This window comes from Streptomyces sp. V3I8, from assembly GCF_030817535.1.
Classification (GTDB): Bacteria; Actinomycetota; Actinomycetes; order Streptomycetales; family Streptomycetaceae; genus Streptomyces.
On the sequence record NZ_JAUSZL010000002.1, the window covers coordinates 2,304,603 to 2,318,578 of the forward strand.

The following is a 13,976-nucleotide window of genomic DNA, read 5'->3' on the forward strand; positions in this document are numbered from 1 at the left end:
CCCGCTTGATCACCGTGGTGGCCGGTTCTCCTCGACGGGAGGATTCCCCGGCCCTGGAGGCGGTCCCTCATGACGGTGACGATCTAAAGTGATCAACGTGTCCGAGCAGCACGCCCCCCGGTCCCTCATCGTCACCTTCTACGGCGCGTACGGCCGCTTCGCCCCCGGGCCCGTTCCCGTGGCGGACCTGATCCGGCTCCTCGCCGCGGCCGGTGTGGACGCACCCGCCGTGCGTTCGTCGGTGTCCAGGCTCAAACGCCGCGGACTGCTCCTGCCGGCCCGTACCGCGGCCGGCGCCGCCGGATACGTCCTGTCGCCGGACGCGCGCCAGCTCCTCGACGACGGCGACCGCCGGGTCTACGCGGCCTCGCCGCCCGAGGACGACGCCTGGGTGCTCGCCGTGTTCTCCGTGCCGGAGTCCGAGCGGCAGAAACGGCACGTGCTGCGTTCACGCCTGGCCGGCCTCGGCTTCGGGACGGCCGCCCCCGGGGTGTGGATCGCCCCGGCCCGCCTCCACGAGGAGACCCGTCACACGCTGGAACGGCTGGGCCTCGACCCGTACGTGGAGCTGTTCCGCGCCGAGCACCTCGGGTACGCGCCGACCGCGGAGGCCGTCGCACGCTGGTGGGACCTCGCCGCGATCGCCAAGCAGCACGAGGCGTTCCTCGACCGTCACGTGCGCGTGCTGCACAGCTGGGAGGCGCGGACCGACACGCCGGCCGAGGAGGCGTACCGCGACTACCTGCTCGCCCTGGACTCCTGGCGCCACCTCCCGTACGCCGATCCGGGGCTCCCTTCCGCACTGCTGCCGCAGAACTGGCCGGGTTCGCGTTCGGCGGCCGTCTTCCGTGCCCTGCACGAGCGGCTGCGGAACGCCGGAGCGGCCTTCGCGGGCGTACCGGCGGTGCCCGCGAACTGAGGCGCCGGGTGAACTGAGCCCTCTTCACGGCCGCTGCTGCACCCCGTTCACGGCCGCTAAGGGAACGCTCAGGCTGTTCAGTCCCTCCTCTCATAATCCTTTACTACCTAGCGTCGGGACGCATGAGTCTGATGGGGAATCTGAACCGGGCGCTCTCCGCCACCACCGGCCTTCAGGTGCGCCGGGACGAGATCCGGGAAGCGGCCCACCCCGGTGTACCGATGTCCGGGTCCCGGGGACCTCGCCACGGACCGGCACGGCGGCCGTGGGGTGCTCATCTACTGGCACGTGGAAAGAAGTCGCTGGCCATCCACTCCCAGCTGATCAACTGCACCGCCCCCGAGGTCGCCGCGATGATCGAGGGCGCGATGCAGCACGGAACGACGATGGACGTGGAGGCCAACTACACGGACTCGCACGGCCAGTCGGAAATCGGGTTCGGCATCACGCGATTGCTGAACTTCGACCTGCTGCCGCGTATCAAACGGATCAACAAGGTGAAGCTGTACCGGCCGGTGGCCGGCGAGCCGGATGCCCACCCGCAGCGCCTCCCACCCCACCTACGCGGCGATGCTGGAGGTCGGCCGTGCCCAGAAGACCATCTTCTCGAACCGGCGCGACGAGCAGGAGATGTTCGTGCTGTGCCTGCGGATTCTGCAATCGGCCCTGGTCTACGTGAACACCCTGATGCTCCAAGACATCCTCGGCGAAACGGAGTGGGCCACCCTGCTCACCCCGGTCACGGTGTCCAGCCCTCGTACAGCGGGCGATGAGGAGCCGGCTGAGGAAGGTGCGGACGCATAAGGCTGTCCAGTCCCGCCAACGACGCGGTGGCGGTGACCCAGGCCACCAGCTCGGCGTCCACGAACGGGCGCCGTTTGCACTGTTCGACCAGGTCAGCCAGGTGCTCGCGCGAACATGCGGTCAGCCACCGCTTCCCGTCTCAGCAAGGAATGCCGGGGTGGGTCAACGACTCAGGATCGAAATCAAGTTCTCAGATCTGGTTCTGCCCGCCGTCGACGTAGATGTTCGCGCCGACGATGTAGCTGCTCTGTCCGGAAGCCAGGAACGCCACGGCGGCGGCGACCTCCTCAGGACGCCCTATGCGGCCCTTGGCCACGGTCGCGGCGACGTTCTCCTTGACGGCGGACAGTGTCTCCTCGCCACCGAGAATATTGGCGAGTCCGGGAGTCTCGACCCCGCCCGGCGACACCGCGTTGACCCTGATGCCCCGGCCCTTGAGTTCGTTGGACCATGTCCGCGCGAATGACCGAACGGCGGCCTTGGACGCGGCGTACGCACCGAACGCCTCCATGCCGTTGTCGGCGGCTGTGGAGGAGATCAGGATGACCGAGGCGCCGTCATTGAGCAGCGGGAGCGCCTTCTGCACGGTGAACAGAGTGCCCCGGACGTTGACTCCGAAGGTCTGGTCGAAGTGGTCTTCGGTGGTCTGCTCCAGCGTGCCAAACGCACCGACCGCCGCGTTCGCGACGAGCACGTCCAGTCCCTGTCCCCGGGCGCGGACCGCGTCGTAGAGCCGGTCCAGGTCGGCTGCCTCGGAGATGTCGCCGTCCACCGCGGTGGCCCTGGATGTTCCGATGGTCTCGATGGCGGCATCCAACTCGGTCTTGCGCCGGCCTGTGATGAACACGTGCGCGCCCTCGTCCGCCAGACGTGCGGCGGTGGCCAGACCGATTCCGGTGCTGCCGCCGGTGACCACAGCCGTCCTGCCCTCAAGCTGTCCCATGCGAGTGCCTCCATAGCCCTCTGTGTTGACCTGCTTCGATAGCCATCCTTCAGGAACGCGCCGGTACAGTGCATCACATATAGTCCTTATTTCTTTACGTATCGTCCAGAAGGGAGGAGCGCATGCTCGGCTCCGGCGATCCGATCACCGACGCCATCGGCCTTCTGCGCCCTCGCACCGTGATCGACCCCGGTCTCCATGCGGCGGGCCCCTGGGCGCTGCGCTTCGACCAGCCCTCGGATGTCAAGCTTGGCGTCGTCGCGCGCGGCACGTGCTGGCTGACCCTTGACGGGCACAAGCCCGTACTGCTGGAAGAGGGCGACTTCTACCTGCTGGGCAACCCCCCGCCCTACGTCCTGGCCAGCACGCTCACCGCACCGTCGCGCCCCGCGAAGCCGGTGTGGGGGAGCGCCAGGGACGGTGTCGTACGCATCGGCCCGGAGGCCGAGGAAGACACATACCTCTGCGGCGGGTACTTCTCGTTCGAGGACACGAACGCCCCAGCCCTGACCCAAGTCCTACCGCTGCTCGTGCTTGTCCGTGCCGCAGATCCCCGCGGCAAGCTCCTGGCACACCTCAGCGAGCTCCTGGTCTCCGAGACCAGGACCGCCGCCGCCGGCAGCTCTCTCGTCCTGAACCACCTCGCACAGGTCCTATTCGTCCACATGCTGCGCGCCCACGCCGAACAGGCCGATCAGCCCACCGGCTGGCTGGGAGCGCTCAACGACGACGGCATCGGTGCCGCACTTCGCGCCATGCACACCGACGCGGCACACCCCTGGACACTCAAAGAGCTTGCCGGTATCAGCCACATGTCACGTTCCGCGTTCGCCTCATCCTTCAAGAGCCGGGTTGGAACCACCCCGCTGGACTATCTGATCCAGTGGAGAATGAGCCTCGCCCGCGACGCCCTGAGCCGCGGCACACGAACGATCTCCGAACTCGCGTTCACGATCGGCTACAAATCCGAAAGCGCGTTCAGCACCGCATTCCGCCGCGTGGTCGGTTCCTCACCCAAACAATTCCGCGAAACATCAACCTGCGCGGTCAACGGCCGTCCGGATCAGGGCCACTGACCCCGTACCGCGACGAGTACCCGTTCTCGAAGCCCACAGCCAGGGATCGAAATCAGGTTCTCCGGGCCAGGTGGCCTCCGGCTCGCTGCGCGTGGGCGACGGCGTGACCGTCCACCTCCCGGCCGGTCGTCCGGTATCGAGGGCATCGACGTACTCGGCCGGGAGGTGCGGGAGGCGTACGCGGCGCAGTCGCTGACCCTGCGGCTCGCGGACCGGCTCGACGTCTTGCGCGGCGACATGATCACCAGCGGTCCTGACGCGCCCGCGCTCGTCCGGGACGTCCGGGACGTCCGGGCCGCCGTCTGCCATCCGGCCGACCGGCTGCTGCGCGTCGGCGACCGTGTCCTGGTCAGGCACACGACCCGCACGGTGAAGGCGATCGTGCGGGAGCTCACCGGAGGGGACGCCTCCGGCCGGCCGGGGCCGAAAACGGCAGGGGGTGACGTCGCGCTCGGCGCGAACGACCTGGGCCGGATCACCCTGCGCACCGCCGAGCCGCTCGCGCTCGACGACTATGCGTACAGCCGTCGTACGGGAGCGTTCATCCTGATCGACCCCGCGGACGGGGCGACGCTGACGGCGGGCATGGTCGACCTGGGCGAGGCCGCCTCCCCCGGCTGAGCACCGGTACGAGCTGGACAGCATGAGGCCGGGCACCGAGCGACGGGGTGCCCGGCCTCATGCTGTCCGGCGCTCTGTCAGTGCCTGTCAGTGCCTACCGGTGCCTGTCAGTGCCTACCGGTGCCTGCCGGTGCCCGCCAGCGCCCTGCCGGCGTTACGGAACCGGTCACCGAGTCACGAATCGTCGATGACCCGGTAACGGCGGGAGCGGTCCGAGGGAGCGGGCCGTTCCTCCGGGTAGGCACTGCGAACCTTCCTGCTACCAGGCCGAACGTCCCGGACAATGCCCGCCGAGCGCCTCTGTCGGGCAGCGACGTACCCTTTCTAAAGTTGAAAGCAGGACATTCTGCTCCATGAACGGATCCGCCTTGCACGAGCCCCACGCCCCAGCCTCCTGGCGCATCGCCCTGCCGCACACCGTCGCGGCCGTGCCGGTCGCCCGCGCCCTGGTGCGTACCGCGCTCGCCGAGATCGAGCATGCCGCCGACAGCGACACCGCGGAGCTGCTCACCGCCGAACTGGTGGCCAACGCCGTGGAGCACACCACGGGCGACGCGCCCATAGAGCTCGTCGTGGAACTGCTGCCCACCGGGTGCCAGGTCGAGGTGCACGATCCCGATCCGGCCCCGCCGGGCGACCTCACCGTCCCCGACCCGCTGTGCGAGCCCGACCCCTGGCAGGAGCACGGCCGCGGGCTGCTGCTGATCCGCACCCTCAGCTCGTCGTGCGGCCACCGCCCCACGGAGTCCGGCAAGGCGGTCTGGTTCCGGCTCCCGGCCGTACCGCACCAGCGGACGCCGTCATGACCGCCCTCGAAGCGGCATGACCTCCGCCGAGGCGGCGTGACAGTCCCCGACGTGGCGTGACGGCGCTCAGGCCAGCGTCGACACCAGGACCGCCTTGATCGTGTGCAGCCGGTTCTCCGCCTCGTCGAAGACGACCGAGTGCGCCGACTCGAAGACCTCGTCGGTGACCTCCAGGGAGTCCAGGCCGTGCCGCTCGTGTATCTCGCGGCCGACCTTGGTGCCCAGGTCGTGGAAGGCGGGCAGGCAGTGCAGGAACTTGACGTCCGCGTTGCCGGTGGCCCGCAGGACGTCCATCGTCACGGCGTACGGACCCAGTGCGACGATCCGCTCGTCCCAGACCTCCTTGGGCTCCCCCATGGACACCCACACGTCCGTGCCGACGAAATCGGCCCCCAGGACACCTTCGGCGACGTCCTCGGTGAGCGTGATCCGCGCCCCGCTGCCCTCGGCGAGCCCGCGTGCCCGCGCCACGACCTCCTCGGCGGGCCAGTAGGCCTTCGGCGCGACGATCCGTACGTCCATGCCGAGCAGCGCGCCGGTGACCAGGTACGAGTTGCCCATGTTGAAGCGGGCGTCGCCGAGGTACGCGAAGGCGATCTCGTCCAGCGGCTTGGCCGAGTGCTCGGTCATCGTGAGCACGTCGGCCAGCATCTGGGTCGGGTGCCAGGCGTCGGTCAGGCCGTTGTAGACGGGCACGCCGGCGTGGGCGGCCAGTTCCTCGACGCTCTCCTGGCTGTCCCCCCGGTACTGGATCGCGTGGTACATCCGGCCGAGCACCCGCGCGGTGTCCTTCACGGACTCCTTGTGCCCCATCTGCGAGCCGGACGGGTCCAGGTACGTGGTCGACGCACCCTGGTCCGCCGCCGCGACCTCGAAGGCGCAGCGCGTGCGCGTCGACGTCTTCTCGAAGATCAGCGCTATGTTCCGGCCCCGCAGGTGCTGGGTCTCCGTCCCGGCCTTCTTCGCCGCCTTCAGCTCGGCGGCGAGCCCGAGCAGGCCGCGGAACTCCTCCCGCGAGAAGTCCAGCTCCTTCAGGAAATGGCGGCCGGCGAGGGCGTACGGGACTGTCGCCATGGGGGCGCTCCAGGGTTACGTAAACAGGGACTCTTGAAATTATATACGACGCCCCACATTTCTATACAGCCCCGGTCCCCGCCTCCGCCCCTGGTGGCCGCCACCGGCACCGGCACCGGCACCGGCTACCCCACGGGATCCCGCTGGACCGGACAGCTCATACAGCGCGGGCCGCCCCTCCCCCGCCCCAGCTCGCTGCCAGGGATCTCGATGACCTCGATGCCCTGCTTGCGCAGGTGCGTGTTGGTGGTCTGGTTCCGCTCGTACGCGACGACGACACCGGGCTCGACCGCGAGGACGTTGCAGCCGTCGTCCCACTGCTCCCGCTCGGCGGCATGGACGTCCTGGGTGGCGGTCAGCACGCGGATCCGGTCCAGTCCGAGCGCCGCGGCGATCGCGCGGTGCATGTGCTCCGGCGGATGGTCGGTGACCTTCAGCTCCTTGTCGCCGACACCCGGCTCGATGGTGTACGAGCGGAGCATGCCGAGGCCGGCGTACTGGGTGAAGGTGTCGCCGTCGACCATCGTCATCACCGTGTCGAGGTGCATGAGCGCCCGCCTCTTCGGCATGTCGAGGGCCACGATCGTCTGCGCCGAGCCGGTGGCGAAGAGCTTGTGCGCGAGCATCTCCACGGCCTGCGGGGTCGTGCGCTCGCTCATGCCGATGAGCACGGCGCCGTTGCCGATGACCAGCACGTCGCCGCCCTCGATGGTCGACGGATAGTCGGCCTGGCCCTCGGACCACACGTGGAAGGTCTCCGCGCGGAACAGCGGGTGGTGCCGGTAGATCGCCTCGAAGTGCACGGTCTCGCGCCTGCGGGCGGGCCAGCGCATGGCGTTGATGGAGACGCCGTCGTAGATCCAGGCGGAGGTGTCGCGGGTGAAGAGGTGGTTGGGCAGCGGTCCGAGCAGGAAGTCGTCGAGGTCCATGACGTGGAAGCGCACGGACGTCGGCTCGGGGTGCGCCTCGAGGAACTCCCGCTTGGTCATCCCGCCGACCAGCGCCTCGGCCAGTTCGGCGGCCAGCAGACCCTCGAAGGCGGCCCGCAGGTGGTCGGTGGCGAGCGGTCCGTACTCCTTCTCGTCGAAGACCCGGTCCAGTACGAGCGACCGGGCCTCCGCGATGGCCATGGTCTCCGTGAGCAGGTCGCCGAAGAGGTGGACGGTGACTCCGCGGTCGCGCAGCACGTCCGCGAACCCGTCGTGCTCGGCGCGCGCCCGGCGCACCCAGAGCACGTCGTCGAAGAGCAGGGCGTCCTTGTTGCTGGGGGTGAGCCTCTTGAGCTCGATGTCCGGCCGGTGCAGGATGACGCGGCGCAGCCGCCCGGCCTCGGAGTCGACGTGGAATCCCATGACTCCATCCTGACCACCGGGGGCCCGGTTGACCCACCGGTCGGCCATTTCTTCGATTTCCCGCGCCCCCCTCCCACCTCCTCCCCCCGTGCCCCTTGTCGTCCTCTTGACGATAAACGGAACGACCCGTTATCGTCGAAGAGACGAAAAACCGAGGGGGAACGAGGAATCCGATGGCCGACATCACCCGGCGCCTGGGCTGGCGCCACCTGCGCGGCGCTCCGACCGCGCACATCAGGCACCACCGCGGCGGAGAGCTGCTGCACGACGGTCCCGGACTCAGCTTCTGGTACCGCGCGCTGAGCGCCGCCCTGTCCGAGGTACCGGTGGACGACCGCGAGTTGGCGATGACGTTCCACGCCCGTACGTCCGACTTCCAGGACGTGGCGGTGCAGGCGACCGTCACCTACCGGGTCAGCGACCCGGCACTCGCCGCGGCCCGCCTGGACTTCTCCGTCGATCCCGACACCGGGGTGTGGCGGGGCGCTCCGCTGGAGCAGCTGGGCACCCTGCTGACCGAGACGGCCCAGCAGCACGCACTGGACGTGCTGGCCCGTACGACGCTGGCCTCGGCGCTGGTCGACGGTGTGGCGTCGGTACGGGAGAGGGTCGCGGCGGGGCTCGCCGCGGAGCCGCGGCTGCCCGCGACCGGCATCGAGGTGGTGGCCGTACGGGTGGTCGCCCTGCGCCCGGAGCCCGAGGTGGAGCGGGCCCTGCGCACGCCGGCCCGCGAGCAGATCCAGCAGGAGGCGGACCGCGCCACGTACGAGCGGCGGGCCGTGGCCGTCGAGCGGGAGCGGACGATCGCCGAGAACGAGCTGGCGAGCCAGATCGAACTCGCCCGGCGCGAGGAGCAGTTGGTCGACCAGCGCGGTACGAACACCCGCCGCGAGGCGGAGGAGCACGCGGCGGCGGACGCGGTACGCGCCGACGCGGAGGCCGCCCGGTCGGTGAAGCTGGCCGCGGCGGAGGCCGAGCGGTCCGTGCGGCTCGCGCGGGCCGAGGCGGAGGCCGCGCGCGAGGTGGGTCAGGCGCGGGCGCAGGCCCAGGCCGCCTGGCTGGGGGTGCACGCCGAGGTCGACGTGGCCCTCCTGCACGCGCTGACCGGGACGCGGCTGGCGGAGAACCTGCCCAGCATCGACAGCCTGACCGTCTCGCCGGACGTACTGACCGGCCTGCTGGCCAAGCTGGGTGTCCGGGACGGGACATGAGCCTCGCCCCCCGGGTCGTGATCGTGCACCGCACCACGGAGTACGAGGAACTGGTGGCCCACCACGGCACGCACGGGCAGGCCGCCTTCTTCCTCTCCTCCCGCGGCCGGGACATCGAGGAGGTCGCCGAACGCCACCGCCGCACCCGGCACGCGCTGTCGGACGTGACCTCCGCGATTCCACTGACCTGGCGTCAGAGCCGGGTCGAACGGGCCGACCTGGACCGGTTCCTGTTCGCGCCGGAGGACGTGGTGGTCGTGGTCGGCCAGGACGGACTGGTCGCGAACGTGGCCAAGTACCTGGACGGACAGCCGGTGGTGGGCATCGACTCGGAGCCGGGGCGCAATCCCGGTGTCCTGGTACGCCACCGGCCCGCGGACGCCGGCAAGTTGCTGCGCGCCGCCCTCGCCGCCGGAACACGGGCCGACGAACTCACCATGGTCGAGGCGGTGGCCGACGACACGCAGCGGCTGCTCGCGCTGAACGAGATCTACCTGGGCGCGGCGGGACACCAGACGGCTCGGTACCGGCTGGGGGTGGAGGGCGATGGGGACGGCGGAGGCGCCGTCGAGGCCCAGGCCTCGTCCGGGGTGCTGGTGGGGACCGGGACGGGGGCGACCGGGTGGATCCGGTCGGTGTGGGAGGGGCGGGGTGCCCCCCTGCCCCTCCCCGGCCCCACGGAGGACCGTCTGGTGTGGTTCGTCCGTGAGGCGTGGCCCTCTCCGGCCACCGGCACGTCCCAGGTGGCCGGCCGGCTGTCCGCCGCGGCCCGCCTCACCCTCACCGCCGAGTCCGAACGACTGATCGTGTTCGGGGACGGGATGGAGGGGGACGCGCTGGAACTCACATGGGGGCAGGTGGTGCGGGTGGGGGTGTGCGGGCGGAGGCTGCGGTTGGTGGGGTGAGGGGGGCGGAAACGGTCCTACAGCCGTGGGTCCACCGGTTCCGACTCCAGTGCCAGCACCCCGAACACCGCCTCGTGCACCCGCCACAGCGGCTCCCCGTCCGCGAGCCGGTCCAGGGCCTCCAGGCCCAGCGCGTACTCCCGCAGGGCCAGCGACCGCTTGTGGTTCAGGGAGCGGCTCCGCAGGCGGTCCAGGTTCTCGGGCCGCGTGTACTCCGGTCCGTAGATGATCCGCAGATACTCCCGCCCCCGGCACTTGATCCCGGGCTGGACCAGCCGACCCCGCGCGGAACGCACCAGCCCCTCCAGCGGCTTGACCACCATCCCCTCGCCCCCGCGCCCGGTCATCTCCAGCCACCAGTCGATCCCGGCCCGCACCGAGTCCGGGTCGCCCGTGTCGACGTGGAGGCGACGGGTGGTCGCCAGCAGTCCGGACGGGTCGGCCGTCACCAGCCGGTCGATCAGGGCCAGCTGCTCGTCGTGCGGCACCCCCGCGAGGCTGCGCCCCTGGGTGGCGAGGATCTGGAAGGGGGCGAGCCGCACGCCTTCCAGCCCGGACGTCGGCCAGCAGTACCGCCGGTACGCGTCGGTGAAGGCCGCCGCGTCGACGGCCCGCTCCCGCTGCCTGGCCAGCAGGTCCGCCACGTCGACACCACGCGCCGCCGCTCCCTCCAGCGCGGCCACCGCACCCGGGAACACCGCGCCGGCCGCGGCGCCCACGGCGGCGTACTGCGAGCGCAGCAGTCCGGACGCCTTCAGCGACCAGGGCAGCAGCTCGGCGTCGAGCAGCACCCAGTCCGTCCGCAGCTCCTCCCACAGGCCCGCCTCCGTGACGGCGTCCCGCACCCGTCCGAGGATCTGCCCGGTGAGGGAGACACCCTCGGCGGAACCGTCCGCCGGCTCCGGGAAGAAGGGCCGCCCCGTACGGGTGTACAGCGCGCCGACGGCCCCGGCCGCTCCGAACCGGTCCCGTGCCGTCCCCTCGTCCCGGCACACCAGCGCCACCGCCCGCGACCCCATGTGCTTCTCCTCGCACACGACCCGCGCGACCCCGTCCTCCCGGTACTGCCCGAAGGCCTCGGCGGGGTGCTCCAGGTAGCCGTCCACCCGCGAGGTCGCGGTGGGCGCCATGGTCGGCGGCAGGTACGGCATCAGGCGCGGGTCGACGGCGAAGCGGCTCATGACCTCCAGGGCCGCGGCCGCGTTCTCCTCGCGCACGGCGACGCGCCCCGCGTGCCGGGTCTCGACGACCCGCCGGCCGTGCACGTCGGCGAGGTCGAGCGGCCGTCCCTCGTGGCCGCCGGGCGCCTCGGAGGCCAGCGGCCTGGCCGGTTCGTACCAGACCCGTCCGGCCGGTACGTCGACGAGTTCGCGCTCCGGATAGCGCAGCGCGGTGAGCTTGCCGCCGAACACGGCTCCGGTGTCCAGGCAGATGGTGTTGTTCAGCCAGGTGGCCTCCGGCACGGGGGTGTGGCCGTAGACGACCGCCGCCCGGCCCCGGTAGTCCTCGGCCCACGGGTAGCGCACCGGCAGCCCGAACTCGTCGGTCTCGCCGGTGGTCTCGCCGTACAGCGCGTGCGAGCGCACCCGGCCCGACGTACGGCCGTGGTACTTCTCGGGCAGGCCGGCGTGGCAGACGACGAGCCTGCCGCCGTCGAGGACGTAGTGGCTGACGAGCCCGTCCACGAACTCGCGCACCTGCCGCTTGAACTCCTCGCTCTCGCCCTCCATCTGCGCGATGGTCTCGGCGAGGCCGTGGGTGTGCTGGACCGTGCGGCCCTTGAGGTAGCGGCTGAACTTGTTCTCGTGGTTGCCCGGTACGCACAGCGCGTTGCCCGAGCCGACCATGGACATTACCCGGCGCAGAACGCCCGGGGAGTCCGGGCCGCGGTCGACGAGGTCGCCGACGAACACGGCCGTACGCCCCTCGGGGTGCACGCCGTCCGCGTAGCCCAGCTTGCCGAGCAGCGAGTCCAGTTCGAGGGCGCAGCCGTGGATGTCGCCGATGATGTCGAAGGGACCGGTGAGGTGGGTCAGGTCGTTGTACCGCTTCTCGGTGCGGACCTCGGCGGCCGCGGCCTCCTCCGCACCCCGCAGGACGTGCACCTTCCGGAAGCCCTCGCGCTCCAGGTGGCGCAGTGAGCGGCGCAGTTCGCGGATGTGCCGCTGGATGACCCGGCGCGGCATGTCGGCGCGGTCGGTGCGCGAGGCGTTGCGCTCGGCGCACACCTCCTCGGGCACGTCGAGCACGATGGCGATGGGCAGCACGTCGTGCTTCCTGGCCAGCTCGACCAGCTGCTTGCGGCTCTCCTGCTGCACGTTGGTCGCGTCCACGACCGTGCGCCGGCCCGCCGCGAGCCGCTTGCCCGCGATGTGGTGCAGGACGTCGAAGGCGTCCTTGCTGGCACTCTGGTCGTTCTCGTCGTCGGCGACGAGGCCCCGGCAGAAGTCCGACGAGATCACCTCGGTCGGCTTGAAGTGCCGGCGGGCGAAGGTGGACTTGCCCGAGCCGGACGCGCCGATCAGCACGACGAGGGAGAGGTCGGTGACGGGCAGGGAACGAACCTTGTCGTCGGTGCTGGTGCTGGTACTGGTGTTGGTCATGCGGCCTTCTCCTCCTTCGTGGCGCTGCTCGTGCGGCTCCTGTTCTCCGTGCCGACCGTGAAGACGGCCATCTGGGTCGGCGGCCCCACCTCGGGATCGTCGGGTCCGACCGGGAGGAACTCCACCCCGTACCCGTGCCGTTCGGCCACCGTGTCCGCCCAGGTCATGAACTCCGCGCGCGTCCACTCGAAGCGGTGGTCGCCGTGCCGGGTGTGACCGGCCGGAAGGGTCTCCCAGCGGACGTTGTACTCGACGTTCGGCGTCGTCACGATCACGGTCCTGGGACGCGCGGAGCCGAACACGGCGTACTCCAGGGCGGGCAGCCGCGGCAGGTCGAGGTGCTCGACGACCTCGCTGAGCACCGCCGCGTCGTACCCCTTGAGCCGCTTGTCGGTGTACGCGAGCGAGCCCTGCAGGAGCTGGACGCGTCCCGCCTGCCGCTCCCCCATCCGGTCCAGCCTGAGCCGCCGCGAGGCCATGGTGAGCGCCCGCATCGACACGTCGACCCCGACGATCTCGGTGAAGCGCGTGTCCTTCAGCAGTGCCTGCACCAACTGCCCCTGCCCGCACCCGAGATCCAGGACCCGCCCGGCTCCGGTGTCCCGCAGCACGCCGATGATCGCGTCCCGCCGCCGGACGGCGAGCGACACCGGCTCGTCCCCGCCGTCCGCCTGTCCGTCGCGGACGCCGTCGCTCCCGCCCCCGGCGCTCTCGGTCTCCTCGGCTTCCTCGGCTTCCTCAGTTCCCTCGACCGCGTTGTCGATCTCCTCGACCGCGCTGTCGTCCGTCTCGGCGAGCCGTACGAGTTCCAGCCGCTCCATGGCCTGCCGGGTCAGCGACCAGCGGCGCGACAGATAGCGGCTGGTGATCAGCTCCTGCTCCGGGTGGTCCGGCAGCCAGCCCTCACCGGCCCGCAGCAGCTTGTCCACCTCGTCGGAGGACACCCAGTAGTGCTTGGCGTCGTCGAGCACCGGCAGGAGGACGTACAGGTGCCGCAGCGCGTCGGCGAGGCGCTGCTCCCCCTCCAGTACGAGGCTCACGTACCGCGAGTCGCCCCACTCGGGGAACGCGCTGTCCAGCGCCACCGGTTCGGCACGCACCGTCCAGCCGAGCGGTGCGAAGAGCGCGCGCACGAGGTCGGCGCCACCGCGGGCTGGCAGCGCGGGCACCTCGACGCGCAGGGGCAGCGGGCGGGCGGGCAGCTCCGGCTTCGCCCGGCAGGTGCCCTTCATCGCGCTGGAGAACACGCTGCTCAGCGCCACGGCGAGCAGGGAGGAGGCGGCGTACGGGCGGTCGTTGACGTACTGCGCGAGGGCCGCGTCCGGGGCTCCGCCACGGCCCTTGCCCTTGCCCCGCCGGACCAGTGCCACCGCGTCGACCTCCAGGAGCAGCGCCGCCGTGCAGCGCTCCGCGCTCGCCTCGGGGTAGAGGACGTGCGCCGTGCCGTAGGAGGTCGGGAACGCCTGCGCGTTGTCGGGATGCTTGTGCAGCAGATGACCGAGGTCGGTCGCGGGGCGCTCCGGGGCGCCGGTCGTGCTGATCGTCAGGAACACTGCTGGCCTCGATACGTCTTCTGTGCCGCCTGAGCCGTGAGTGCCACATGCCGTCGAACGCCGCGCACCGGGTGCGCGCACACGTCGGACACCTCGGACACGGGGAACG

At 70.9% G+C, this 13,976-nt stretch carries 11 protein-coding genes and 2 pseudogenes; 8 read left to right on the forward strand and 5 right to left on the reverse strand.

What is annotated here, in order from left to right; genetic code table 11:
• Positions 1 to 88 precede the first annotated feature (88 nt).
• The 3 genes and pseudogenes from QFZ75_RS10110 to QFZ75_RS10115 all read left to right on the forward strand — a co-directional run bounded on the left by QFZ75_RS10110 (position 89) and on the right by QFZ75_RS10115 (position 1,723).
• Entirely contained in the window at positions 89 to 919 is an 831-nt protein-coding gene (locus QFZ75_RS10110; protein WP_307535714.1) for a PaaX family transcriptional regulator C-terminal domain-containing protein, read from the forward strand.
• Positions 920 to 1,272: 353 nt separating this feature from the next.
• Positions 1,273 to 1,392 (forward strand): annotated as a pseudogene (locus QFZ75_RS41100) (Tn3 family transposase); the annotation flags it as partial.
• A gap of 58 nt (positions 1,393 to 1,450) precedes the next feature.
• On the forward strand, positions 1,451 to 1,723 hold the full coding sequence (locus QFZ75_RS10115) for a Tn3 family transposase (protein WP_307535716.1): 273 nt from the start codon (positions 1,451 to 1,453) through the stop codon (positions 1,721 to 1,723).
• A gap of 190 nt (positions 1,724 to 1,913) precedes the next feature.
• Here QFZ75_RS10115 and QFZ75_RS10120 read toward each other — a convergent pair whose 3' ends face one another.
• Positions 1,914 to 2,666, reverse strand: coding sequence for an SDR family NAD(P)-dependent oxidoreductase (locus tag QFZ75_RS10120; RefSeq protein WP_307535718.1), 753 nt, complete (start codon positions 2,664 to 2,666; stop codon positions 1,914 to 1,916).
• A 122-nt stretch (positions 2,667 to 2,788) separates the two neighbouring features.
• Between QFZ75_RS10120 and QFZ75_RS10125 the strand changes: the two genes are divergently transcribed.
• The 3 genes and pseudogenes from QFZ75_RS10125 (at position 2,789) to QFZ75_RS10135 (ending at position 5,169) form a co-directional block, all read left to right on the forward strand.
• Positions 2,789 to 3,742: an AraC family transcriptional regulator gene (locus QFZ75_RS10125; protein WP_307535720.1), complete on the forward strand. Its 954-nt coding sequence runs from the start codon at positions 2,789 to 2,791 to the stop codon at positions 3,740 to 3,742.
• 55 nt (positions 3,743 to 3,797) lie between these two features.
• Positions 3,798 to 4,363: pseudogene (locus QFZ75_RS10130) on the forward strand (hypothetical protein); the annotation flags it as partial.
• Between the two features lie 353 nt (positions 4,364 to 4,716).
• Positions 4,717 to 5,169, forward strand: a complete 453-nt coding sequence (locus QFZ75_RS10135; RefSeq protein ID WP_307535722.1) for an ATP-binding protein — start codon at positions 4,717 to 4,719, stop codon at positions 5,167 to 5,169.
• A 66-nt stretch (positions 5,170 to 5,235) separates the two neighbouring features.
• On the opposite strand, the gene argF is transcribed toward QFZ75_RS10135, so the two are convergent.
• Together argF and QFZ75_RS10145 are read right to left on the reverse strand one after the other, a co-directional pair.
• Positions 5,236 to 6,243 carry an ornithine carbamoyltransferase gene (gene argF / locus QFZ75_RS10140; protein WP_307535725.1) on the reverse strand — a complete coding sequence of 336 codons (1,008 nt, stop codon included), beginning with the start codon at positions 6,241 to 6,243 and terminating at the stop codon, positions 5,236 to 5,238.
• A gap of 125 nt (positions 6,244 to 6,368) precedes the next feature.
• Positions 6,369 to 7,595: an arginine deiminase gene (locus QFZ75_RS10145; RefSeq protein WP_307535728.1), complete on the reverse strand. Its 1,227-nt coding sequence runs from the start codon at positions 7,593 to 7,595 to the stop codon at positions 6,369 to 6,371.
• A gap of 173 nt (positions 7,596 to 7,768) precedes the next feature.
• Between QFZ75_RS10145 and QFZ75_RS10150 the strand changes: the two genes are divergently transcribed.
• A complete protein-coding gene (locus QFZ75_RS10150) occupies positions 7,769 to 8,806 on the forward strand; it encodes an SPFH domain-containing protein (RefSeq protein ID WP_307535729.1) in 1,038 nt (345 codons plus the stop codon).
• Positions 8,803 to 9,711: a hypothetical protein gene (locus tag QFZ75_RS10155; protein ID WP_307535731.1), complete on the forward strand. Its 909-nt coding sequence runs from the start codon at positions 8,803 to 8,805 to the stop codon at positions 9,709 to 9,711. The genes QFZ75_RS10150 and QFZ75_RS10155 overlap by 4 nt, the downstream gene beginning before the upstream one ends.
• A gap of 17 nt (positions 9,712 to 9,728) precedes the next feature.
• Here QFZ75_RS10155 and QFZ75_RS10160 read toward each other — a convergent pair whose 3' ends face one another.
• Both QFZ75_RS10160 and QFZ75_RS10165 read right to left on the reverse strand, forming a co-directional pair.
• Positions 9,729 to 12,314 carry a polynucleotide kinase-phosphatase gene (locus tag QFZ75_RS10160; RefSeq protein WP_307535733.1) on the reverse strand — a complete coding sequence of 862 codons (2,586 nt, stop codon included), beginning with the start codon at positions 12,312 to 12,314 and terminating at the stop codon, positions 9,729 to 9,731.
• A complete protein-coding gene (locus tag QFZ75_RS10165; protein ID WP_307535734.1) occupies positions 12,311 to 13,867 on the reverse strand; it encodes a 3' terminal RNA ribose 2'-O-methyltransferase Hen1 in 1,557 nt (518 codons plus the stop codon). Before QFZ75_RS10165 ends, QFZ75_RS10160 begins: the two co-directional genes overlap by 4 nt.
• Positions 13,868 to 13,976: the final 109 nt, after the last annotated feature.